We start from the raw sequence: 20,863 nt of genomic DNA on the forward strand, positions 1-20,863 counted from the left end.
GATCACGCCGGTTAAAATTTACACGAACTGTATTGGCTGGCCGCCTGTGATGGGTGGCGTGCGGACATTGTGCTGGTCTGCTGTGAAGCCGATGGCATGGTTGTTGCCTAAAAGGAACGTGGAGATGGCCTGCATGATCCGCGACCGCGCCGTGCTGTCCTGAAAGCGCAAGGTGCGCAATCCATTTACATAGGCCGTGAAGGTCGGATCCGGCGCATTCGTGTTTGGCTTGAATCCGATCTGCTTGTCGCCCAACTTGACTTCGTAGCCGAACATCGAGAGCCCGAGCAATTCGCGCGTCAGGACACGGGGAATGTTTATTTTTGTGTCCCAGAACATCTGCATGTTCCAGCTGAAAAAGCGCTGCCAGACCATAAGCCTGTACTCTTCGGTGTTTTTCAGAAAGGACTCCGGCGGATTGCCGCCAAATCTCCCGGCGTATCGGGCATGCATGCGAGCCAGGTGCGGCTTCAGCGAAGCTTCGCATTCACGCCAGATTCCCTGCTCGTATTGGTCAAGCGCAATCACGAAATCATGCTGTGCGGTCGCCGAACCGACGATCAATGCATCGTTCAGGATCGGGGTCCAACGGTCTTCGCTGAGGATGCTGCCCACGCCGTTCACCGGGACAACGCGATTGTCCGGATTTGCGGGTGGGGGAACCGGCATGCCGTTTCGGTCTGCTGTGGGCCGCGGTGCCTCGCGGGCCGCTTGTGCCTCGCGGGCCGCGACAACAGTCGGTGCGTCCTGGATGCCGTTCAGGCCGGTAATGCCGAAGGCGAAGATCAGATCCCGTGCCATACGGATGCTTGTGCCACCCAGCACGATGATTTCAAGCTCGTTCCTGGCCGTGGCGTCGTAGAGCCGGTAAGCCGCGCGAATATAGGCGGGCATGACACAGTCATTGTTCCAGGAAGCATGACGCCACCATCCGACCCATTTGTTGTCCTGCCGGTAGATATCTTGCAGCGCTTCGATTTCCCTTTTGAAGGCATTCCATTGCAAATGCGGCATCGTGATTTCCCCTCTTCAACCTAAAGACAGGCGCTTGCCCGCTGACGGCAAGATAGAGGCGGGAGCGGCCTGACACTTGTGACGCCGCACACAGCAAAACCAGCAATAGCCGCCAAGGTGTTCTTCTTCCTCACAGGAAGTAAGAAGTGCGCCGGGTTCTGTTTCTTGAAAGACACAACCGGACTGCAAAACCGGGCCGGGTGGCAGGCTTGGCTTGACCCGGTCATGGAGGCCATGGTTCATTTAACCATCGATCAGTATCCCCCCCTTATTAGGAGTGCACGGCCAGATGATCCAATAAAGCAAGACCTGATCCGCAAGGCGAAGCCGCTCTCCGGCAGGTCAACCGCGTCCGACACGCGTTTTCCTCTTCCCTTGTTTTCTTGCTTTCAAGGAGGCCCCATGCACGGCCCGTCCCCCGACACGCACTACCCATTCAATGGCGAACCGCACACGGTTTACCTGAAAAACGTGATCACCCGCCCCACCATCGAAGTGGGCGACTTCACCTATTACAATGATGAAAGCCACGCAGCGGAGTTCGAGAACCGCAACGTGCGCTACCATTTCGACTTTCTCGGCGACCGGCTGAAGATCGGAAAGTTCTGCGCACTCGCGCAGGGAACGACCTTCATCATGAGCGGCGCCAACCACGCCATGACAGGTTTTTCGACCTACCCGTTCAACATCTTTCAGAATGGCTGGGAACAGGGCTTCGATCCGGCGACCATTTTCGATCACCTGAAGGGCGATACCATTGTCGGCCACGATGTCTGGTTCGGCACCAACGCAACGGTCATGCCCGGTGTTACCATCTGTTCGGGTGCGATCATCGGTGCGCATGCGGTGGTCGCGTCCGACGTGCCGCCCTATTCGGTGGTCGTCGGCAATCCTGCCCGCGTGGTGAAACTCCGGTTTGATGAATCCACCATCGAACGGCTGCTTGAAATCGCCTGGTGGGACTGGCCGGTCGAGATGATTTCGCGGAACCTCGATGCGATCCGTGGTGCGGATATCGAGGCCCTGGAGGCTGTCGCGACAGAGACGGACAGTGCGTGCGATGCGGAACGAAACACGGCCTGAGCCGAACGCGCCGGTCTCACGAACCAGAAGCCTGCAAGGCGTCCCTTTCAAAAGAGTGCGCCTTGTCGGTTTGCAGGCATGATCCGGCCTGCCAAAACTAGTGACGGTTGCTTTCAGGCAGGGTAGAAGGCGCTTATGAGCGAAGAACAAAAATATTCCGACGAAGACCTCGAAGCTGGCCGGCTGATGTTCTGCCGGCCGTGGGACTTTCTGACCAGCGTCACCGACATGGCCAATCTGCCCGAGGCGGCCGGTGCGGAGATCGCCTTTGCAGGGCGGTCGAACGTGGGCAAGTCCAGCCTGATCAACGCGCTGACCGGGCGCAAGGATCTTGCGCGCACCTCTGCGACTCCGGGCCGGACGCAGATGCTGAACTTCTTCATCGCTCCCGAGACGCCGCTGACCATTGTCGACATGCCGGGATACGGCTACGCCCAGGCGCCCAAGGAACTGGTGGAAGCCTGGACGCAGCTGGTGTTTTCCTATCTGCGCGGACGGCCGAACCTGCGCCGTGTGATCCTGCTGATCGACAGCCGGCATGGCATCAAGAAGAACGATCTAGAAGCGATGGACCTGCTCGACAAGGCGGCCGTCGTCTATCAGGTCGTTCTGACCAAGGCGGACAAGATCAAACCGCCGCAACTCGTCCGCCTGATCGAGGAAACGCAGGCAATCCTGCGCAAGCGGGTAGCCGCTCATCCGGAGATCCTGGCCACATCCTCGGAAAAGAACCGCGGCGTCGACGAACTGCGGGCGGAGCTGTTTCTTCTGGCCACCCAATGACCTGTCTCTCCTGCGCCGATTGTGAAGCCACTTCAAACCGGCTATAGCAGGGGTCTTTCGCGAGACATTTTCCCAGCCACGGTGAGTATTTCAGTTCCATGACCACGCCTGACACCGCCACACGCGCCAACATCATTGCCCATGCCCTGCCCTACATGCAGCGCTACGACAACAAGACAGTTGTCGTGAAATACGGCGGCCATGCCATGGGCGATCCGGAACTTGGCCAGGCGTTTGCGCGCGACATCACGCTGCTGCGCCAGTCCGGGGTCAATCCGGTGGTGGTCCATGGCGGTGGGCCGCAGATCGGCAAGATGCTGCAACGGCTGAACATCGTCAGCGAGTTCAAGGGTGGTCTTCGTGTCACCGACAGGGCCACCGTGGAAGTGGTCGAGATGGTTCTTGCCGGTTCGATCAACAAGGAAATCGTCCAGCTGATCAATGCCGAGGGTGGCCGCGCGGTCGGCCTGTGCGGCAAGGACGGCAATCTGGTCACGGCCCGCAAGCTGACCCGGACCGTGGTCGATCCGGACAGCAATATCGAGAGCGTTCTCGACCTCGGCTTCGTGGGCGAACCGGACAAGATCGATCCGACCGTTTTGAAGCTGGTGCTGAAGGAAGACATCATTCCCGTGGTCGCCCCGGTCGCCCCCGGTGAAGACGGCGAGACCTACAATATCAACGCCGACACAGCCGCCGGCGCAATCGCCGGCTCCCTCAACGCCAAGCGGCTGCTGTTCCTGACGGACGTGCCCGGCGTTCTCGACAAGGACGGCAACCTGATCAAACAGCTGACCGTTGCCAAGGCGCATGAGCTGATTGCCGACGGCACCATTTCCGGCGGCATGATCCCCAAGGTCGAAACCTGTATCGAGGCCCTGGAACGCGGCGTCGAAGGCGTTGTCATTCTGAACGGCAAGGTGCCGCATGCGGTTCTTCTGGAACTGTTCACCGACGGTGGCGCAGGGACGTTGATCCGCCCGTGACCGGAAAACGCCCCCTGCCCCACGAGGGCCCGCAGGCTCATCGCCGCGACCTGAGGATCTTCAAAGGCGTCGAGGCCTGGATCTTCGATCTGGACAACACGCTTTACCCGCATGACAGCGACCTGTTCCCGCAGATCAACGAACAGATCTCGCTCTATGTGCAGAAAACACTGAACCTGCCACCCGACGAGGCGATGGCGCATCAGAAAGAGCTCTATCACGAGTTCGGCACGACGTTGCGCGGGCTGATGAGCACACACAACATCGACCCGGACGATTATCTGCGCTTTGTCCACGACATCGATTATTCGACCCTGAAACCCGATCCGGACCTTGCCACCGCGATCGAGGCCCTGCCGGGGCGGAAGTTCATCTTCACCAACGGCGACCGTCCGCACGCGGAACGCACGGCCGCGGCACTGGGCATCGCGGATCATTTCGAGGATATCTTCGACATCGTCTCTGCAGATCTTGTCCCCAAGCCCAACAAGGTCACCTACGAGCGTTTCCTGGCGCATACGGGCGTTGCCCCGGCGCGCGCCGCCATGTTCGAAGACCTTGCCAAGAACCTGAACGTGCCGCATGCACTCGGCATGTGCACGACGCTGATCCTGCCGACAGGCACACGAGAGGTGTTTCAGGAAACCTGGGACATGGAAGGCGATCCCTATCCGCACGTGGATTTCACCACCGATGAGCTGACCGGCTTCCTGAAGGCCGTGCTCGGGGCCATCAGCTAGCGCCTATTCGGTGGTCCGGTACCGGCACAAGATGCCGCTGGTACTCGTCCTCTTCCTGGCCGCCCTGTTCATCTGGATTGCGGAGAATATCGGCACCTTCGCCCGCGCCTGGCAGTATCCGCACCAAGCCGGTGCATGGATACTGGTATCGATTGCAAAGTTGAATACCTGTGTTCTGCTGTTGAACATTTCCTTCGTGCTGGTGACCCTTGTGAACAGGCCGGAAACGGAACGTTCTGCCGGAAAAGCCTAAAGGATCTCGACAGGAACTCCGGGCTTCATTATTGAAGAATATTCAACTTTCCGGAGATCGACCATGGCGTCCCTGCGTGCGCTTCATGCCTTTTCCCTGCTGGCCCGTCACGGGCGCGCGTCGCTTGCGGCCGAAAAACTCGGCGTCTCGCCGTCGGCGTTGTCTCATCTGATGCGCAAACTGGAAAACGAGCTTGGTGCGACCCTGGTCAACCGGGACGGACGTGGCCTCACCTTGACCGAAGAAGGTCAACGGCTGGCACTCAGCATGGGTGATGCTTTCGATCGCATCGAGGAGGCGGTCGACAGCTTCCGCCGCCGGGGACGGACAGAACTGAGGATCAGCACTGTCTCGACCTTCGCGACGCGCTGGTTGATCCCGCGCCTTCCCGATTTCCAGGCGAGCCAGCCGGATGTGGAGCTGCTGTTGTCCGCGTCCACAAGAATGGTCGACCTCGACCGCGAGAACTACGACTGTGCCATTCGGCTCGGCACCGGCAACTGGCCGAGTGTCGAGAGCCATCTTTTGTGGAAGGAACATCTGGCGGTGGCCTTGGCCCCCGGCCTGCTGCGTGGCAAGGATGCCGCCGATACGTCCGTTCTGACCGGTCTTCGGCTTCTGCACAGCGCCTCACGGCGCGGCGACTGGACGCGCTGGCTGGAGGAGGCCGGCCTCAGCCACCCCGACACCAAATCTGGAACCGTACTGCAAAGCCGGGATCTTGCCATCCAGGCCGCGATTGCCGGCATGGGCGCGATCGTGATCGACAGACGCTTCGTCTCCCAGGAACTGGAGGCTGGTCATCTGATCATGCCGGACTGGAAAGTGGTTGAACTGGACACCGGATACTGGTTCGTGCGTTCGCCCGCCCGCACCTTGACGCGCCCGGTTGCCACGTTTCGGGATTGGCTGCAAACCACTGTTTGAGAACAGATATTGGCAACGACGGCTTGCCATCCCTTGCAAAAAGACTTCATAAGGTGAAAGGGGCTGCCCGTCGTCCGTTCAAGACAAGTTCTGGCGCAGCCTCTTTCTGGGGTACTTTGGGGGAAGTATTATGTGTAAGGGGCTTTTGAGCGCCGTCTTGTTGGCGTTCTCATTTGTTTATTTGTCCACCGCTGCATCGCCGGCATCCGCTGAAACGCTGTTGTGGCGGTTTGAAAGCAAGCATCAGAACATTGTCGACGTGGAGCTTTATTCCGACACACGCCGTGGACATGTCTGGCCCGGCAACAAAAAGATCTACGTGCTCGACGATTTTTCGACGAAGACGATCAACATTTCCTGCCAGCGCGGAGAAAAGGTCTGCTATGGCGCTTGGGTGCGCAATCGCAGCAATCTGTATTGGGGTGTCGGCTACAAGAACCGCAACCGCTGTACCAATTGCTGTTACACCTGCAATGGTGGCCAGACCAAGGTGATCGTCCTCAATCCTTGAGGGACGAAAACCGAAACGGCCGGGTGTGATGCCCGGCCGTTCGTCTTGATGGCGGAATGCCGACGATCAGACGCTTTCCAGCGCGATCGCGATACCCTGACCGACACCGATGCACATGGTGGCAAGGGCGCGTTTGGCGCCACGCTGCTGCAGCTCCAGAGCAGCTGTGCCGGCGATACGCGCACCCGACATGCCGAGCGGGTGGCCAAGCGCGATGGCACCGCCATTCGGATTGACATGGTCCGCGTCCTCTGCAATCCCGAGCTGGCGCAGAACCGCAATGCCCTGGCTTGCAAAGGCTTCGTTGAGTTCGACGACATCGAAATCGGTCGGCTGAATGCCGAGCCGCTCGCACAGTTTTTTCGTTGCCGGTGCCGGGCCAATGCCCATGATGCGCGGTTCGACGCCTGCCGTGGCACCGCCGGAAATGCGGGCGATTGGCGTCAGTCCGTATTTCCGGATCGCGACTTCGGACGCAACGATCAGCGCGGCAGCGCCATCGTTAACGCCGGACGCGTTGCCCGCAGTGACGCTGCCGCCTTCACGGAACGGTGCCCGCAGCTTCGCCAGAGCTTCCAGCGATGTTGCCCGCGGGTGTTCGTCCCTTTCGACAATCACAGGGTCGCCCTTGCGCTGAGGAATGGTCACCGGCGTGATTTCCTGCGCAAGACGGCCGTTCTCCTGGGCGGTGGCGGCCTTCTGCTGTGAGCGCAGGGCAAAGGCGTCCTGATCTTCGCGGGAGACGTTATAATCTTCGGCAACGTTCTCGCCGGTCTCCGGCATGGAATCGATGCCGTATTGCTTTTTCATCAGAGGATTGACGAAGCGCCAGCCGATAGTGGTGTCGAAAATCTCGTTCTGACGCGAAAATGCGGTTTCCGCCTTGGGCATGACGAACGGCGCACGGGACATGGATTCCACGCCACCGGCAATCGCCAGCTCCATTTCACCGGCCTTGATGGCCCGGGCCGCGCTGATGACGGCATCCATGCCCGAACCGCACAGGCGGTTCAAGGTGGTGCCGGGCACGGTTTCCGGCAGTCCAGCCAGCAGCAGGCTCATGCGGGCGACGTTGCGGTTATCCTCGCCTGCCTGGTTGGCGCAGCCGAAAAAGACTTCCTCAACCGCTGCCCAGTCCATGTTCTGGTGCCGCTCCACCAGCGCCTTCAGCGGAATGGCACCAAGGTCATCGGCGCGAACGGAGGACAGCGCCCCGCCGAAGCGGCCAATGGGCGTACGGATATAATCGCAAATAAAGGCTTCAGCCATTTTACACCTCGGGAACAACAAGATCGGCGACAGCGCCGGGAACAAGAAGCTCTGCGCCGGTCACCGCCTGAAGATCTTCAAGCGACAGTCCGGGCAGTTTTTCACGCAGCACGAAGCGGCCGTTCTCGATGTCGATCACCGCAAGGCTGGTATAGACACGGGTCACGCAGCCGACACCGGTGAGCGGCAGAGAGCAGCGCTTGACCAGTTTCGGCTGTCCTTTTTTCGTGACGTGATCGGTGATGACGGCAACCCGCTTGGCGCCGTGCACAAGATCCATCGCCCCGCCAACCGCCGGAACGCCCTTCGGGCCGGTCGACCAGTTGGCAAGGTCACCGTTTTCGGCAACTTCATAAGCACCCAGGATGGCCACATCCAGATGACCGCCGCGCACCATCGCGAAGCTGTCGGCATGGTGGAAGAAGGCGGCACCGGGCTTCAGCGTGACGGCTTTCTTGCCGGCATTGATCAGGTCCCAGTCTTCCGAGCCTGCTTCAGGCGCCTGGCCGAAGCCGAGAAGCCCGTTCTCGGTGTGAAAGATCGCTTCCCGGCCGTCCGGCTGAAACTGGGCGACCTTCTCGGGGAAACCGATGCCGAGGTTCACATAGGCACCGTCGGCAATATCCTGTGCCGCGCGCCAGGCGATCTGGTTGTTTGAAAGCTTTTCCATCTCAGGCCTCCAACGGATAGGCGGCATTGGCGCGATTGAGGTCTTCTTCCTGCAGCGGATCGGCAACCTCCACGACCTTTTGTACGAAGATCCCCGGCGTGACGACGACTTCGGGATCAATCCCGCCCGCATCGACAATCCGGCTTGCCTGCACGATGGCTTGTGCTGCGGCCATGCACATCAGCGGATTGAAATTCCGGGCGGCCATGCGGTAGGTCAGATTGCCGAAGGTGTCCGCCGTATCGGCCTTCACAAGCGCAACATCGGCCTTCAGCCAGCGTTCCTGCACATACATGCGGCCGTCGAACTCGGCGACCGGCTTGTCCTTGGCCAGGTCCGTGCCGTAGGAGGACGGCGTGTAGAAGGCGGGAATGCCCGCACCACCCGCGCGGATCCGTTCCGCCAGCGTGCCCTGGGGCACCAGTTCCAGCTCGATGCCGCCTGCCAGATACATCTCGGTAAAGACCACCGGGTCGGCAGAGCGCGGGAAGGAGCAGATCAGCTTGCGCACCATGCCCGCCTCGATGAGCGCGGCAAGGCCCACATGACCGTTGCCGGCATTGTTGTTGATGACCACGAGGTCCTTCGGATGCCCCGTCTCGTGATAGCGGTCAATCAGCGCATGGATCAGCTCGATGGGAGATCCGGAACCGCCGAAGCCGCCGATCATCACCGTCATGCCGTCCTCGATCCCCGCCACGGCGGTGGCAAGGTCGGAAACCGTCTTGTCCATCATTGTCTCCTTCTCGGGCATCGCCCGAAGCGTCTCGCGTTCGCATGAGGACGGGATGTCTCCACATCTCAGGGCCGGTCCGCTTGCGGGCTGTGCAGTGCCAAGGAGATAGCGACGGCAGGTGTCTTTCGTCCAATTGATTTGTGCGATATGCTGCGTTTGTTTACATATCGCACAAATCAACATCACATGAGACGACACACATGATTGCGGAACGGGACATCATGGGAGGCCTGGCCAAGGGGCTAAAGGTCATCGAGACCTTTACCGCCGACCGGCCCCGTCAGTCGATTACAGAGGTCGCGAACGCGTCCGGTCTCGACCGGGCAACCTCCCGCCGGTGCCTGTTGACCTTGGCGCATCTTGGATATGCAAACTGGGACGGAAAGTTCTTCACTCTCACGCCGCAGGTGTTGCGTCTGGGGACTGCCTGCCTTGCCACCATGCCCTTGCCCCGTGTGGTGCAGCCGTTGCTCGACCGCCTGTCGGAACAGATCGGCGAAAGTTCGTCGGTGTCGATCCTTGATGGAGACGAGATCGTCTATGTGGCCCGCGCCGCCCGAACGAAGGTCATGTCGATTGCGCTGATGCCGGGCTCGCGGCTGCCGGCCCATTGCTCGTCCATGGGCCGCGTCATGCTGGCTGCCCTGCCAGAGAGCGAGGCCAAGGCGCGGCTGGAGGCCATGACCCTGACGGCGCTGACACCGAAGACCCTCACCCGGGTGGACGCCATTCTGGCCGAACTTGCCAGCATCCGCAGCCAGGGCTTTGCCATGATCGATCAGGAGGTCGAGCCCGGACTGTGCTCCATCGCGGTTCCGGTGCTGAATTCCCACGGCCACACCATTGCGGCGCTGAATATTGGCTACAGCAGCACCTCCGCCGCGCCGGAAACAGCAACAACAACGTTCCTCCCCGCCCTCCTGAAGGTCCAGTCGGAATTGCGTCCGCTTCTGACGTGAGGTTTTTTGGTGGGGGGCGTGAGGATCGTGGTGCCGGCGAAATGCCCCCTCTGGGTCTGCTCCCTCCCCTCTGCTTCGTCATCCCGGCCAAGCAGAGCGCGAGCCGGGATCGGGGAGCCACCGACAACGCCGGCATGTCCTATGAACGAAAGACCTAGGCTCCCCGATCCCGGATCTTCGCTACGCTTCGTCCGGGATGACGATGGAGAGTGGAACGTGGAAAAGGGGCGGCCGGTGTCTGTCGGCAGCCCCCTGTTGATCGCAGCTCGTGGTCCTATGGTCACGTGACACCCGCTCAAGCCAATGACCGGGTCTTTTGTTCTGCGCCGCGCGTGGCCCCCTCCTTCGCGCCCGTGATCACCTGCAGCATTGGGGCCAGCTCCGGATGGCGAAACCTGAAGCCTGCGGCGACCAGTTTTGCCGGCACCACGCGCTGGCCGGCCAGCATCGTCTCCCGGCCCATATCGCCGAGTACCGTCGACAAGAGCCAGGCAGGCAGGCGCAGGAATGCGGGGCGGTGAAGCGCCTTGGCCAGAGCCTTGGCGAAGTCTGCGTTTCGGGCCGGCACAGGTGCTGTGGCGTTGACGGGACCGATCAGGGTTTCATCGGCCACCGCACGGGCAATGATGCGGACGAGATCGTCCCGTTCAATCCAAGACATCCACTGACGACCGGAACCCATCGCACCGCCGCCGCCGAACTCAAACGGCGTCAGCAGCTTTGCCAGAATGCCGCCCTCGACACCCAGGACAAGGCCGATCCGCAAAAGCACGACACGCACACCGTCCTGCTCCAGCGGGCGAGCGGCCTGCTCCCAGCGCGCGCAGACGTCATGAACGAAGGCGGGCTCGAATGAGGCCTCTTCGGTCAGGCTTTCATCATCGTGCAGACCGTACCAGCCGATGGCCGAACCGTTGATCAGACAGGCCGGCTTGTTGTCGAGACGCCCGACCAGAGCCTTTAGCGCTTTGGTCATCTCAACGCGTGAGTTGATGATCCGGGCACGTTTTCGGCTCGTCCACAAGCCACTCGCGATCGGATCTCCAGCCAGATTGACGATGGCGTCGACACGGTCGGCGTTTTGGATCTGGTCGAGACCGGTAATGACACGGACGGGATGAGCCAGTTGCTCGGCCTTGCCGGGGTCGCGGGTCAAAACCGTGACGAAATGGCCACCCGAGACCAGGGCCTCCACCAGCCGCTGACCGATGAACCCGGTGCCGCCCGTGACAAGGATATGCCGACGCGGCGGCAGGGCTGCGACCAGGCCCGCCGGATCAGGCCGGGCGAGCCTGTCGCTGCGCGCGGCGGCAAGCAGATCCCGCGCACTGAAGAGCCCGACCCCGAGCGCAGACACGGTGGCAAGCACACTCCACCAGCCATAGCTGACGGGGATCAGCGCGCTTGGCAGGAACGACCATTGCCAGAGCACCGGCGCGGCCAGAGCCAGGATCGCGCCATAGTTCAACGCGAGCAGCGTGTGATTGATCCGCTCGGTCCATGGCAGCTTGCGGGTCATGTCTTCCTCGACGAAATCCCAAAGCGTGATCAACACTTCTGCAACAAGGATCGTGGTCAACAGAATGGTGAAGGCCCCATGCGGCTCCAGCCAGCCAAAGCAGAGGAAGATCACCGCATAGAAGAAATTGCGCACACCGTGCAGCCGTAGTTCGGTTTTCTGCGACGCGCGCCATGCCAGACGCTCGCTGCCTTCGTGGTGCACAAGCGTGTCGAATGCGCCCATGAATATCTGGATGGAGATCAACGTCCAGAGAACGGGATTATCCATGATCAAGTCTCCATGTCATGAAAGAGCGCGTCCTGGTGAACCAGTTCGCCGAAAACGCGGCTCTTGAGGGAAAGGGTGAACAGAAAGCGGTCCTGACCGAGGTCCCGATGGGTGATCGTCAGGGCGCCAGGCCGGAGCCAGGCAGGCAACCGCAGCCGCCACTGTCCAGCTTGCAGGAAATAGTGATCGCTCTCGAAAATAAGGCCATCTGCAAGGGCGCTCACGCGCAGAGCCATGCCGATCCCGGCCCCGATATATTCCTCGATACCCGTCGGGCCTTCGAACCGCTTTGAGCTGTGGATCACCTGCGGAAAGCCCGAGGCGCGCCCATATTGGCGGATCCAGAACTGGCCATCGCTGGCGATATCCTCGGTGACGGAAACAACAGCCGGCTGATTGAGCGATGACCTGTCGTGGGGAAGCGGACCACCGATAAGCCGCGCAAGTTGCGCCAGAATGCTGCCGGCAAGGTTCATCCGCATGGAAACGACCAGGCCCTGATAGACAACACTGGCCCCACCGCTCAGACGTTTGCCGAACCGGTGGCGAACCGCGGCAGGCAGGCGGTGCCAGGCGGCTTCTCCCAGAAGATCGCGAAAACGGCGGTCGCCAGCTGCGGGTCGTTCCAGAGTGGCGCTTGCGTTTCGCATTTCCAATTCCTCCTGTCATGTCGGTTATTTCTGTATAAAGAGAAATAAGTTCGCAAAAAATTTTGAACGTGAGCCCCGGGTGGCTGACCTGCGGATCTCCCACCCGATCTGTCTATCGCTGCGCGGTGCGCCTGCGTGACCTCCGGAGGCGAGGCGGAGGCTGGACGCGCAGAAGACATCAAGACCAGATAGTCAACCCTTCTTGCCGCCGATCTTGAGCAGCGAGAGAACCTTGTCGCCCATCTTCATCAAGCTGGAGAGTTTGGACTTCGGTACGCTCAGCATCTGCTCCGACCAGCGGTCGGCCGTCGTCAGAAACTGATGCATTTCCTGCATCCGCTCCAGCGCAACAGGGTCCAGCGCCTTCTCCTTTTCCGCCTGGCGCACGCAGATATCAATGGCACGGATCGCCGGATCGATTTCCCGCTCCTTGCGGCCCTTCGCTATCAGCAGGGCCATTTCCCAGACGTCGGTCTCGGCCACGAAATGCTCCCGGCGGTCACCGGCCACCGGCACCCGCTGGATCAACCGCCATCCGACCAGTTCCTTCAGGGAGTTGGAGACATTCGACCTTGCGATGCCCAACTCCTCGGAAATCTGCTCCGCGTTCATGGGGGCCGGGCTGAGGAACAGCAAGGCATGGATCTGTGCCACCGAGCGGTTGACGCTCCACTGGCTCCCCATGTCCCCCCAATAGAGGATGAACTTTTCCTTTGCCGACGGATCGGTTTTGTCGGTAATTTCTGTCATGACAGAAATTTGTGATAGAACTCACGTCTTGTCAATGGAGAAATTCGTCAATTAGTGTGACCGGCGGTCAGCGCCCGTTCGCGAGAGGTTCAAGGTCGACACGGTGCCGACGGGCCGCACCAGCTGCCTGGCCCGGAGGCGGCGTCTCAACCGCAGCGCCAGAGTGGTCTTTTTCGCCCGCCCGGGCCGAAAGTGCTTCCTCGAGCACGGCGAGGCGCTCGAGAATGGCTTCCCGCTTCGCTTCGAGATCGGCGCTGAGCCGGTCGATATGCTCGAGCTTCTTCAAGAGTTGAGGAATACCCCCCTCGCAAGGTCCGGCCCCCTCGTCGGAAAGGCAGGCGGCCATCGCGCGAACCTCGCGCGTGGAAAAACCCGTCGCAATGAAATCACGGATCCGGCCAGCACGGCGCAGATCGGCGTCGCTGTAGCTGCGATAGCCATTTTCCGAGCGGCGGGTTTCCATGAGGCCCGATTTCTCGTAGTGGCGCAGCATCCGCTCCGTAATGCCAAGCCGTTCGGCTGCTTCCTTGATCTGCATTTCGACCCCTTTCAAAGCCGGTCTAGCACCTTGACACTAGTGTCACGGTCAATCCCCGGATTTCAAGAAACGCTCTCTCGAGATCTACAGGTGGCAAGGGGCGCCCTCCTCATCAAGAGGAAAGCGCCTGGAGATTGCTGGTTGCCCGAAGAACCTCAGATGGCTAGCTTCGCGACGACCAGCCCCCGTCAATCGTGATCACCTGCGCGGTGAGCCACTCGTTGGCGGAACTGCCGAGGCTCAAGATCCACGGAACGAGGTCGGAAGTCAGCCCGCGCCGACCCAGGGGAATCTGAGCGGCCTCGGTCGCCTCAATCGTTTGCGCAACTTCCGCAGGCAGACCCATCATGCCTGTCAGAGCTCCACTCTTGACGGGACCGGGCGATACGGCGTTCACTCGTATACCGTCAGCGGCAAGTTCGATGGCCCAGGATCGCGTCAAATGCTCAAGCGCCGCCTTCGTTGCTGCATAGTGCGCCAGCCCCGGCGCTGCATTTTGGGAGACTGCCGTTCCGATATTGACGACCGCCCCCTTGCTGTCGCGCAAGGCCGATCGGGCTTCCTTCAACAGAAGGGACGGCGCAACGATATTCACCGCGCAGATTTGCGAAAGCGTCTCGGCATCATAGGCGTCGATGGGCATCGGCTTGCCCGCGCCTGCATTGTTGACGACGAGATCCAGTTTACCCCATCGGCCTATTGCCGCCTCGACAGCACGACTGCTGCCCGCCGGGTCGGCGCTGTCGGCTTGGACGGCCTCGATTGCATCACTCTTGCCGGCAACGCCGGCGAGCCTGGCCGCATCACGTCCCGTGATGACGACATTCGCCCCCTGGTCGACCAACGCCAGTGCAGTGGCCTCTCCAATGCCGGAGCTTCCACCCGTTACAATCGCGACCTTGCCCTGCCAGTTTGTTCGTTCACTCATCTTGGCTTGCTTTCCTGATTTAACATCTGCGCATATGCGCCGAGCCGGTGTTAGCCGGTTGACGTTAGTGTCAGGGTCAAGCCTGATTTTTTGAGAAAGTGCCTGTGTCAGGCCGGGTGCTGCTGGACACTGAGGCCGCCGTCGATGGTCAGGCAGGCGGCGTTCATGAAGGGGCATTCGTCGGAAATCATGAAGACAGCCGCCCGGGCGATTTCATCCGGCGTGGCGATGCGCCCACCCGGATGCAGCCGCAAGGTCTCCTGCCGGGCAGCCTCGGGGTCAGGAAAGCTGTTCCAGTAATCGACCACCTTCTGGGTCTGGACATAGCCCGGCGCCAGTGCATTCACCCGGACATTCTGCGCGGCATATTCCAGTGCGAGGGACTTGGTGAGCCCCAGCAGGGCGTGTTTTGCCAACGGATAGGGGAAAGTGTGCGGAATGATGGTGAAGGCATGCGTCGAGGCAATATTGAGAATGACGCCGCCACCCTGCTCAAGCAGACCCGGCAACACGGCGCGGGCGCAGTTCCAAGCCCCCTTCAGGTTGACGTCGAAGCAGCGGTTCCAGTCCTCGTCGCTCAGGGACAGGGGCTCGTTGAAAACATTCACCCCCGCATTGTTGATGAGCGCGTTCAACGGGCCGATGGTCTGTTGCGCGTGAGCAATCACGGCGGCAATTTCCTCCGCGTTGGTGATGTCACCGGCAAGGGCGGCCAGGCAGTCACCCTCCCCACCCAGATCCGCAACGTTGCGGGCCAGCAGCGCCGCGTCCCGGTCCATGCAGACCACTGCTGCGCCTTCGTCGAGACAGGCCTCAACGATAGCCAGACCGATCCCCTGTGCTGCCCCGGTCACCAGGATACGCTTGCCCGAAAGCCGATTACCCATCGTTCTTCTCCCCGTCATTCGATCCCTAAACAAACGTCATGGTTATCGTTCCAGACAGCTCTGCCCCCGGCTCCAGAACACTCAAGCCGCCGAAATCCGGCAGGTTGTGACCGTTCGGCAGGTGGCTCATGGGTTCTAGGCAGACAAAGTCGGCCCCTGCCTGCGGAGCGTAGATCATCATCACGTCGAACACCGGATCGCACTCGAGTTCAAGCGCGAGATCGATGTCTGGCCAGTGCAGTCTCGCCTTTCCGGCAAAGCCGCCGAAAGCGTTGTTGATCCAGCGGGACGGCACGGCGCGCGGTCTGGAAAAATCGAGATCTGCGGGAATGTCCTGCCGGCCGTCCGGCAGATGCCCCTCCCCTTCACGCCACATGTCTCGCACTTTGGTCTGCAAGGTCGTATCAGGCGCTCGCCGGAAAAACGGATGAAACCCAATGCCGAACGGCAGGGCAGTATCGCCACGGTTCGTCACGCGAAGGTTCAAGGATAGGCGGTTCTCTTCCAGATGAACCTTCTGGTGCGCCTCAAAGGCATAGGGGCTTTGGACCGATTGCTGCCTGCACAGCTCCAGTTCGAGAAAATTGCCGGTTCTATCTGTCAGATCCCAGGTCCCCAGCCAGCCGTCGCCGTGCAGAACAAGAGGCTCGTGCGTATTGGGTTGGAGCGTGAAGCTCTGCCCCCGGAAGGTGAAGCGATTGTTTGCGATCCGGTTTCCGAAGGGCACCAGAGGAAAACAAGCGGCCGTCCCTTTTAGTCCGCCGGCCGCCACCAGGATCGGCGTTCCCCGCCATGCAGCTTGCACAATCGAACCGCCCTGCGGGCTGACGGTGACCGTCAGCCCGCCTTGCGAAAGCGTCCATTGTTGCGCGGCATCCACGGACATCAGCGGCTTGCAGAAGAGCGCAGATTGTCGAGAAGAACCGCGATCAGCAGGATCAGACCACGCACCACATATTGGTAAAAGGCCTGAATGTTCAGAAGGTTCATGACGTTTTCGGCAATCCCCATGATCATCACCCCGACGATGACGCCAGTCATCGCAGCGCGGCCACCGGCCAGGGAAACTCCGCCGAGGACACAGGCGGAAATTACCGAGAGTTCAAGGCCGGTGGCCGCATTCGGTTGGCCGGACGTGATGCGCGAGGCAAGCATGATGCCTGCTACGGCGCAGATCAGGCCCTGCAGGGCAAAGATCCAGATCCGCATGGACACCACATTCACCCCGGCAAGGCGGGCCGCTTCCGGATTGCCGCCGATTGCCAGTGTGTTCTTGCCGAAGACCGTGCGGTTCAAAAGAAAGCCGAAGGCGATGAAAAGCGCACCCATGACCCAGATCGGCGTCGGGATGCCGAGGAAGCGGGACAGGGCGAGCTGGTAGAAACCGGGGTCGTTGATACCCACCGCGCGGCCGTCTGACACGATCAGCGCCAGTCCCCTGACGATCTGCATGGTCGCCAGCGTGGTGATCAGCGCATTGATGCGGAAACAGGCGATGACGAAGCCGTTGACCGCCCCGACCAGCGCCCCACTCAGCAGGGCAACGAGGAGCCCCAGCACGATGGAGCCGGTCATATTGGAGGCTATGACGGCGATCATGCCGGTAAAGGCCACCGTCGATCCGACCGAAAGGTCAAAGTCCCGGGACGCCAAGCAGAACATCATCGTGCAGGCAACGATGCCTATCGTGACGACGGATTGCAGCAGACCGAGAATGTTGCGCTCGGTGAGGAAGTTGGGAACGGTCAGGGAAACGATTGCGAAGGCCACCGCAAAGATGACCACCAGCCCCTGGTCTCCGAGCAAAATTTTCTTGAGAGAATTCATCTGAAACGGTTCCGTTCACACCGTGTGGGCAGCATTTCTGTCCGGCAAGGCCAGGGTCAGAATGCTGCGCTCTTCAAAGGTTTCCCGTGCGAATTCGCCGACCATACGGCCTTCGCACATGACGATGATGCGGTCGGAAATTCCCATCACTTCGGGCAGCTCGCTGGAAACGACCACAATGGCCATACCGCCTTCCGCAAGCTCGTAGAGGATGTCGTAGATTTCCGACTTGGCGCCGACATCGATGCCGCGTGTCGGCTCGTCGACGATCAGCACCTTCACGCCCTGCTCGGACAGCCAGCGTCCGAGGATGACCTTTTGCTGGTTGCCGCCGGAGAGATTGACGATGTCCTGCTTCCGCGAAGGCGTGCGTACCTTCAGCCGGGCGATGAAGCGATCCGCAAGAGCTGCTTCCTTGCCGGGCTGGAGAATGCCGAAGGGTGACATGTGCCGGCGCGAGGAAATGGCGATGTTTTCCTCAATGGACCGGCCCTGGATGATGCCGTCGTGTTTCCGGTCTTCCGGACACAGCACCAGCCCTGCATTTATGGCACCGCGCGGATTGTCCGCCGGCACTTCCTTGCCATCAATGGAGACCGTGCCGACACGCCGCGAGTCGGCGCCGTAGACGAGGCGCATCAACTCGCTGCGCCCGGCGCCGATCAGGCCGAAGAAACCCAGAATTTCACCCTGCCGAACCGAGAATTCGACCGGGCCGGGAAGCTTTTCGCCTGAGATGCCGGACACTTCCAGCCGTACCGGCCCGAAGGACCGGCCACGCCAGCCCCAGATGTTGCCAATTTCGCGCCCGACCATCTCGGCGATGATCTGGTCCCGGGTGACGTTGGCAATGTCGGGGTGATGGGCTGCGAGACGGCCGTCGCGCAGAACGGTCAGACTGTCGCAAAGATGGAAGATTTCCTCAAGCCGGTGGGAGACATAGAGGATGACCGTGCCCTTGGCCTTCAGCCGGGCGATCAGCTCGAACAGGATCTCGCTCTCCCGGGACGACAGGGAGGACGTCGGCTCGTCCAGTGCAATGACCCGGGCTTCCATCATCACGGCCTTGGCGATTTCCACCATCTGGCGCGCACCGATGGACAGCGAGGCTACCTTGGCATTGGGATCGACGTCGACGCCGATCTCCTCAAGCCGGCTGCGCACAGTCTCCACCAGCCGCCGGCCATCGAGAACGCCGCCGCGGCCCGGAAACCGGCCCAGCCAGAGATTTTCCGCCACAGTCAGCTCCGGTACGAGCTGAAGTTCCTGATGGATCACGATCACTCCGGCATCGAAGGCGTCGCGCACAGATCCGTAGCTCTGTTCGATCCCCTCGATCGAGATGGATCCGCTGTCCGCGGACTGGTCGCCGGACAGCACCCGGATAAGGGTGGACTTGCCGGCACCGTTTTCCCCCATGAGCCCGTGTACGGCCCCCTTCTCCACCGAGAAGGAGATGTCCGACAGGGCCTGAACCCCCGGATAGCTCTTGGAGATGTTTTGTACTGACAGATAAGACATGACGCTCGCGCAACAGTTCCCCGGCGGCCGTGGAACCGGCCGCCGGAACAGGTGTCAGTCGGAAAGGATCACTCGATGCCAAGGTCCTTGCGCACGTCCACGTAGGTGTCGCGCAGGGCCAGGGAGCCGGACGTCAGGATGAGCGGCTCCGGTTCCTTGTTATTGGCGATCCACTCGTACATGTTGAGAGCGGTTTCATAGCCGTGGCGTTTCGGCGAAATGATCACCGTGCCGTAGAAACCGGTCGGGTTCGGCTTCTTGAATTCGTTGATGGCAGATTCAGCACCACCGATGCCGACACCGATAACGTTTTCCGCCGGAATGCCGACCGATTCCGTCGCCCGGACCGCGCCGAGAACGGCTTCGTCGTTGAGGCCGAAAGCAATCCAGTTCTTCACGTCCGCATGCTGGTTAAGCACGGTGGTCGCCGCGTTCAGGGCCGCTTCCGTATCGGTCTTGGCCTGGGGTGCATCATAGATGTTCTCGGCAGGAAAACCGGCAGCCGTCAGGGCCGCAATGGCGCCTTCCACCCGGTCAACGGCGGTCGGGAGCTGGTCATAGGAAACACGGATCGCGCCCACTTCCGACATGTCCCAGCCACGGGCCTTGATCTCGGCAGCAATGGACTGACCCACTGTCTCTCCGATCTTCACTGCGGAAATACCCATGTGCGGCACGCTTTCGATCGGCTCTCCATCGGCGCCGACGAGGCGATCATCCACGGTCATGAGCTTCAGCTCGTTGGCCGCCGCCTTGGCCACGATCCCCGGCCCGAGCTTCACGTCCGGCACACAGATGATGAACCCCTGCGCACCCTGGGCGCCAAGGTTGTCGATCGCTGCCTGAACCTTCTCACCGTCCGGCGCGCCGATTTCGACCAGGGTGAAACCCTTTTCCTCGGCAGCTTTCTGGGCAAACTTCCATTCGTCCTGGAACCAGGGCTCTTCCGGCTGCTTGACGACGAAACCGATTTTCACGTCAGCGGCATGGGCAGAACCGGCGATGGCAAGGGCCATCACTCCGGTCAGAACGGCTTTTTTCAGAACACGCATTGCAGATCCTCCCAATCTCGTTCGGGGCGCCCTGCCTCCCGGGGCGCTTCAACAGACCTACTGTGAATCATCATACCAGTCAATTGCCTTTGTATGATGTATCAGTTAAAGTCGCCCGACATTCGACGACGGACAGCGAAACGCGCAGTTCGCGCAGAGCAAAAAAATCCGCTAAAAATGCGGGATGCCAGTCCGGCAAGAACAGGGAGCAGGCCATTGGAAACGTTGAGGGAGCATACAGCGACCACTGATCAGAGCAGTGGCAAGCGCCCTCGCGTGCGAAAGAATGTGACGGCAGCTCTCGCGGAAGACATCTGCTCGGAAAAATATCCCGTCGGCGCTCAACTGCCCCGGGAGAACGATCTTTGCGAGATCTATGGCGTCAGCCGCACGGTTATCCGCGAATCCATCAAGGTTCTGGAGTCCAAAGGCATGCTACGGGTCAAGCCTCGTGTCGGGACAGTTGTCACGGACCGGGAGGACTGGAACATTCTGGATGGGGAAGTGCTCGACTGGATCGGCCCCTTCATCCACGAGTTCGATCTGCTCGGATGCATCCTGGAAGCCCGGCGGACGATCGAGCCGGCGGCGGCGGAATTTGCCGCGAAACGCGCCACCATGCAGGAAATCGCCGCACTGGAATCCGCCTGGATGCGGATGCGCGATGCAAGCACCGACCCTGAAGCCTTCACCGAGGCGGATGTGGACTTCCACAGTGTGCTGATGGCCGCCAGCCACAACCAGGTCTTCAGGCGCCTGTCCAGCGCCATTCATACAGCCCTGCACTATACGCTGCATGCCTCCAACACCGCCGTGGAAAGCCGGGACCTGGCCATCCAGTTGCATGGCGAACTGGTGGACGCCCTGCGCCTGCGCGACGCGCCACGGGCCCGGGAGGCATCAAACCGGATGCTCGACCTGGCCGAACACGACCTGACCGCCGCCCAAGAAGCTGCCGGCCGCGTTCAGGTCTGACCTCTGTCCCGCCTT

The 20,863-nt window shown here is 60.9% G+C and carries 23 protein-coding genes; 9 read left to right on the top strand and 14 right to left on the bottom strand.

The genetic code is table 11. The features are described 5' to 3' along the window. Window positions 1-18: 18 nt before the first annotated feature. Complete coding sequence (locus ACYQ54_RS15930) at window positions 19-1,014, bottom strand: hypothetical protein (RefSeq protein ID WP_460083926.1); 996 nt, start codon at window positions 1,012-1,014, stop codon at window positions 19-21. Window positions 1,015-1,416: 402 nt separating this feature from the next. Between ACYQ54_RS15930 and ACYQ54_RS15935 the strand changes: the two genes are divergently transcribed. The 7 genes from ACYQ54_RS15935 (at window position 1,417) to ACYQ54_RS15965 (ending at window position 6,297) form a co-directional block, all read left to right on the top strand. Continuing rightward, window positions 1,417-2,097, top strand: a complete 681-nt coding sequence (locus tag ACYQ54_RS15935) for a CatB-related O-acetyltransferase (protein ID WP_460083928.1) — start codon at window positions 1,417-1,419, stop codon at window positions 2,095-2,097. A gap of 135 nt (window positions 2,098-2,232) precedes the next feature. Then, window positions 2,233-2,880, top strand: coding sequence for a ribosome biogenesis GTP-binding protein YihA/YsxC (gene yihA / locus ACYQ54_RS15940; RefSeq protein WP_460083930.1), 648 nt, complete (start codon window positions 2,233-2,235; stop codon window positions 2,878-2,880). Between the two features lie 98 nt (window positions 2,881-2,978). Beyond that, window positions 2,979-3,866, top strand: a complete 888-nt coding sequence (argB, locus tag ACYQ54_RS15945; protein ID WP_460083932.1) for an acetylglutamate kinase — start codon at window positions 2,979-2,981, stop codon at window positions 3,864-3,866. After that, complete coding sequence (locus tag ACYQ54_RS15950) at window positions 3,863-4,606, top strand: pyrimidine 5'-nucleotidase (RefSeq protein WP_460083934.1); 744 nt, start codon at window positions 3,863-3,865, stop codon at window positions 4,604-4,606. The genes argB and ACYQ54_RS15950 overlap by 4 nt, the downstream gene beginning before the upstream one ends. A 10-nt stretch (window positions 4,607-4,616) precedes the next feature. Next, window positions 4,617-4,859 (top strand): DUF817 family protein, encoded by a 243-nt coding sequence (locus tag ACYQ54_RS15955; RefSeq protein WP_460083936.1) that lies wholly within the window; start codon window positions 4,617-4,619, stop codon window positions 4,857-4,859. 63 nt (window positions 4,860-4,922) lie between these two features. Then, complete coding sequence (locus tag ACYQ54_RS15960; protein ID WP_460083938.1) at window positions 4,923-5,786, top strand: LysR substrate-binding domain-containing protein; 864 nt, start codon at window positions 4,923-4,925, stop codon at window positions 5,784-5,786. 181 nt (window positions 5,787-5,967) lie between these two features. Beyond that, the gene (locus ACYQ54_RS15965; protein WP_460083940.1) at window positions 5,968-6,297 is read left to right on the top strand and encodes a hypothetical protein; all 330 of its coding nucleotides are present in this window, start codon (window positions 5,968-5,970) and stop codon (window positions 6,295-6,297) included. Between the two features lie 66 nt (window positions 6,298-6,363). Here ACYQ54_RS15965 and pcaF read toward each other — a convergent pair whose 3' ends face one another. The 3 genes from pcaF to ACYQ54_RS15980 are packed head-to-tail and all read right to left on the bottom strand — an operon-like array spanning window position 6,364 to window position 8,969. Beyond that, window positions 6,364-7,566, bottom strand: a complete 1,203-nt coding sequence (pcaF, locus tag ACYQ54_RS15970) for a 3-oxoadipyl-CoA thiolase (protein WP_460083941.1) — start codon at window positions 7,564-7,566, stop codon at window positions 6,364-6,366. Between the two features lies 1 nt (window position 7,567). Beyond that, window positions 7,568-8,236, bottom strand: coding sequence for a 3-oxoacid CoA-transferase subunit B (locus tag ACYQ54_RS15975; protein WP_417708780.1), 669 nt, complete (start codon window positions 8,234-8,236; stop codon window positions 7,568-7,570). 1 nt (window position 8,237) lies between these two features. Further along, window positions 8,238-8,969, bottom strand: coding sequence for a 3-oxoacid CoA-transferase subunit A (locus ACYQ54_RS15980; RefSeq protein WP_460083943.1), 732 nt, complete (start codon window positions 8,967-8,969; stop codon window positions 8,238-8,240). Window positions 8,970-9,172: 203 nt separating this feature from the next. Here ACYQ54_RS15980 and ACYQ54_RS15985 point away from each other — a divergent pair, with 203 nt between their 5' ends. After that, on the top strand, window positions 9,173-9,931 hold the full coding sequence (locus ACYQ54_RS15985; protein ID WP_460083945.1) for an IclR family transcriptional regulator domain-containing protein: 759 nt from the start codon (window positions 9,173-9,175) through the stop codon (window positions 9,929-9,931). Between the two features lie 295 nt (window positions 9,932-10,226). Here ACYQ54_RS15985 and ACYQ54_RS15990 read toward each other — a convergent pair whose 3' ends face one another. From ACYQ54_RS15990 to ACYQ54_RS16035, 10 genes are all read right to left on the bottom strand, one after another. Further along, complete coding sequence (locus ACYQ54_RS15990) at window positions 10,227-11,720, bottom strand: TIGR01777 family oxidoreductase (protein ID WP_460083946.1); 1,494 nt, start codon at window positions 11,718-11,720, stop codon at window positions 10,227-10,229. Window positions 11,721-11,722: 2 nt separating this feature from the next. Continuing rightward, the gene (locus tag ACYQ54_RS15995; protein ID WP_460083948.1) at window positions 11,723-12,370 is read right to left on the bottom strand and encodes a DUF4166 domain-containing protein; all 648 of its coding nucleotides are present in this window, start codon (window positions 12,368-12,370) and stop codon (window positions 11,723-11,725) included. A 192-nt stretch (window positions 12,371-12,562) separates the two neighbouring features. Next, window positions 12,563-13,120: a GbsR/MarR family transcriptional regulator gene (locus ACYQ54_RS16000; protein WP_460083950.1), complete on the bottom strand. Its 558-nt coding sequence runs from the start codon at window positions 13,118-13,120 to the stop codon at window positions 12,563-12,565. Window positions 13,121-13,187: 67 nt separating this feature from the next. After that, window positions 13,188-13,658 carry a MerR family transcriptional regulator gene (locus ACYQ54_RS16005; protein WP_460083952.1) on the bottom strand — a complete coding sequence of 157 codons (471 nt, stop codon included), beginning with the start codon at window positions 13,656-13,658 and terminating at the stop codon, window positions 13,188-13,190. Window positions 13,659-13,821: 163 nt separating this feature from the next. Further along, complete coding sequence (locus tag ACYQ54_RS16010) at window positions 13,822-14,586, bottom strand: SDR family NAD(P)-dependent oxidoreductase (protein WP_460083954.1); 765 nt, start codon at window positions 14,584-14,586, stop codon at window positions 13,822-13,824. Window positions 14,587-14,693: 107 nt separating this feature from the next. Next, a complete protein-coding gene (locus tag ACYQ54_RS16015) occupies window positions 14,694-15,473 on the bottom strand; it encodes an SDR family oxidoreductase (protein WP_460083956.1) in 780 nt (259 codons plus the stop codon). A 25-nt stretch (window positions 15,474-15,498) separates the two neighbouring features. Further along, window positions 15,499-16,359 (bottom strand): aldose 1-epimerase, encoded by an 861-nt coding sequence (locus ACYQ54_RS16020; protein ID WP_460083958.1) that lies wholly within the window; start codon window positions 16,357-16,359, stop codon window positions 15,499-15,501. Next, complete coding sequence (gene araH, locus ACYQ54_RS16025; protein WP_460083960.1) at window positions 16,359-17,300, bottom strand: L-arabinose ABC transporter permease AraH; 942 nt, start codon at window positions 17,298-17,300, stop codon at window positions 16,359-16,361. The genes ACYQ54_RS16020 and araH overlap by 1 nt, the downstream gene beginning before the upstream one ends. Window positions 17,301-17,315: 15 nt before the next feature. Beyond that, window positions 17,316-18,821 (bottom strand): L-arabinose ABC transporter ATP-binding protein AraG, encoded by a 1,506-nt coding sequence (araG, locus tag ACYQ54_RS16030; RefSeq protein ID WP_460083962.1) that lies wholly within the window; start codon window positions 18,819-18,821, stop codon window positions 17,316-17,318. Window positions 18,822-18,889: 68 nt separating this feature from the next. Beyond that, window positions 18,890-19,873 (bottom strand): arabinose ABC transporter substrate-binding protein, encoded by a 984-nt coding sequence (locus ACYQ54_RS16035; RefSeq protein WP_460083964.1) that lies wholly within the window; start codon window positions 19,871-19,873, stop codon window positions 18,890-18,892. Between the two features lie 225 nt (window positions 19,874-20,098). Here ACYQ54_RS16035 and ACYQ54_RS16040 point away from each other — a divergent pair, with 225 nt between their 5' ends. Next, window positions 20,099-20,848: a FadR/GntR family transcriptional regulator gene (locus ACYQ54_RS16040; RefSeq protein ID WP_460084842.1), complete on the top strand. Its 750-nt coding sequence runs from the start codon at window positions 20,099-20,101 to the stop codon at window positions 20,846-20,848. Window positions 20,849-20,863: the final 15 nt, after the last annotated feature.

This window comes from Roseibium sp. LAB1, from assembly GCF_054658235.1.

What these genes read in the sequence shown, in the direction of transcription:
- ACYQ54_RS15930 (WP_460083926.1), bottom strand. Translation starts at nt 1,014, where the DNA reads ATGCCGCATTTGCAATGGAATGCCTTCAAAAGGGAAATCGAAGCGCTG.
- ACYQ54_RS15935 (WP_460083928.1), top strand. Translation starts at nt 1,417, where the DNA reads ATGCACGGCCCGTCCCCCGACACGCACTACCCATTCAATGGCGAACCG.
- yihA (WP_460083930.1), top strand. Translation starts at nt 2,233, where the DNA reads ATGAGCGAAGAACAAAAATATTCCGACGAAGACCTCGAAGCTGGCCGG.
- argB (WP_460083932.1), top strand. Translation starts at nt 2,979, where the DNA reads ATGACCACGCCTGACACCGCCACACGCGCCAACATCATTGCCCATGCC.
- ACYQ54_RS15960 (WP_460083938.1), top strand. Translation starts at nt 4,923, where the DNA reads ATGGCGTCCCTGCGTGCGCTTCATGCCTTTTCCCTGCTGGCCCGTCAC.
- pcaF (WP_460083941.1), bottom strand. Translation starts at nt 7,566, where the DNA reads ATGGCTGAAGCCTTTATTTGCGATTATATCCGTACGCCCATTGGCCGC.
- ACYQ54_RS15975 (WP_417708780.1), bottom strand. Translation starts at nt 8,236, where the DNA reads ATGGAAAAGCTTTCAAACAACCAGATCGCCTGGCGCGCGGCACAGGAT.
- ACYQ54_RS15980 (WP_460083943.1), bottom strand. Translation starts at nt 8,969, where the DNA reads ATGGACAAGACGGTTTCCGACCTTGCCACCGCCGTGGCGGGGATCGAG.
- ACYQ54_RS15985 (WP_460083945.1), top strand. Translation starts at nt 9,173, where the DNA reads ATGATTGCGGAACGGGACATCATGGGAGGCCTGGCCAAGGGGCTAAAG.
- ACYQ54_RS15990 (WP_460083946.1), bottom strand. Translation starts at nt 11,720, where the DNA reads ATGGATAATCCCGTTCTCTGGACGTTGATCTCCATCCAGATATTCATG.
- ACYQ54_RS15995 (WP_460083948.1), bottom strand. Translation starts at nt 12,370, where the DNA reads ATGCGAAACGCAAGCGCCACTCTGGAACGACCCGCAGCTGGCGACCGC.
- ACYQ54_RS16000 (WP_460083950.1), bottom strand. Translation starts at nt 13,120, where the DNA reads ATGACAGAAATTACCGACAAAACCGATCCGTCGGCAAAGGAAAAGTTC.
- ACYQ54_RS16005 (WP_460083952.1), bottom strand. Translation starts at nt 13,658, where the DNA reads ATGCAGATCAAGGAAGCAGCCGAACGGCTTGGCATTACGGAGCGGATG.
- ACYQ54_RS16010 (WP_460083954.1), bottom strand. Translation starts at nt 14,586, where the DNA reads ATGAGTGAACGAACAAACTGGCAGGGCAAGGTCGCGATTGTAACGGGT.
- ACYQ54_RS16015 (WP_460083956.1), bottom strand. Translation starts at nt 15,473, where the DNA reads ATGGGTAATCGGCTTTCGGGCAAGCGTATCCTGGTGACCGGGGCAGCA.
- ACYQ54_RS16020 (WP_460083958.1), bottom strand. Translation starts at nt 16,359, where the DNA reads ATGTCCGTGGATGCCGCGCAACAATGGACGCTTTCGCAAGGCGGGCTG.
- araH (WP_460083960.1), bottom strand. Translation starts at nt 17,300, where the DNA reads ATGAATTCTCTCAAGAAAATTTTGCTCGGAGACCAGGGGCTGGTGGTC.
- araG (WP_460083962.1), bottom strand. Translation starts at nt 18,821, where the DNA reads ATGTCTTATCTGTCAGTACAAAACATCTCCAAGAGCTATCCGGGGGTT.
- ACYQ54_RS16035 (WP_460083964.1), bottom strand. Translation starts at nt 19,873, where the DNA reads ATGCGTGTTCTGAAAAAAGCCGTTCTGACCGGAGTGATGGCCCTTGCC.